Origin of the sequence: Micromonospora sp. M51 (assembly GCF_018070305.1) — a bacterium.
Taxonomy (GTDB): domain Bacteria; phylum Actinomycetota; class Actinomycetes; order Mycobacteriales; family Micromonosporaceae; genus Micromonospora; species Micromonospora parva.
The window spans coordinates 1-819 of record NZ_JAGPXZ010001324.1 but is presented as its reverse complement, the minus strand read 5'-3'; the positions used below and the strand labels follow the sequence as shown (position 1 = coordinate 819).

General features: G+C 76.1%; 1 protein-coding gene. It reads right to left on the bottom strand.

Annotated elements, in window-relative coordinates; genetic code table 11:
* Positions 1 to 819 (bottom strand): ComEC/Rec2 family competence protein (locus KBX53_RS34580; protein WP_210863991.1); only part of this gene is annotated, 819 nt, incomplete at both ends.

The window sequence follows — 819 nt, the reverse complement described above, 5'->3', positions numbered from 1 at the left end:
CGGCGACACCGACCACCGCGACCAGCCGGCGGACGAGTGGTCGGCGCACCGCGATCAGCAGCGCGACTGTCAGCCCGGTCAGCAGCAGGGCCCCGGGCACACCACCCGGCCACGGCAGGGTGCCGCCCGGCAGCCGAGCCCCCTGCCGGGCGATGAGCACCAACCACCAGGCCGGCCAACTCGCCAGCCACGCGACGAACCCGGCACCGGCCGGCCAGATCGGCGACACCAGTGCCGCCAGCACGCCCAGCACTGTCGCTGGCGCGATGGCCGGCACCGCCAGCAGGTTCGCCGGCACCGCCACGAGGCTGACCGTGCCGGAGATGCCGGCGACGACCGGGCCGCAGGCAAGTTGGGCGGCCGCCGGCACGGCCAGCGCCTCGGCCAGCCCTGTCGGTACGCCTCGCCGCCGCAACCCGTCCCGCCAGCGCGGCGCGAGCAGCAGCAGGCCACCGGTGGCCAGCACGGAGAGCGCGAACCCCGGGTCCCCGGCCAACTCCGGGTCGACGAGCACCAGCACGGTCACGGCAGCGGCCAACGCGGGCAGCGCCGCCCGAGGACGACCGGCGGCGAGCGCGGCGAGCCCGATCGCCCCCATCGTGGCGGCCCGTACGACGCTCGGCGACGGGCGGACCAGGATGACGAACCCCACCAGCGCCACCGCACAGAGCGCGGCGGCGAGCCAGGGACCGGCCCGTGCCCACCGGGCCAGCAACAACACCGCACCCACCACAATCGCGACGTTGGAGCCGGAGACCGCGTTGAGGTGGGTCATCCCGGTGGCTCGGAAGTCCTCCTCGACGGCGGGCGGTAGTCGGC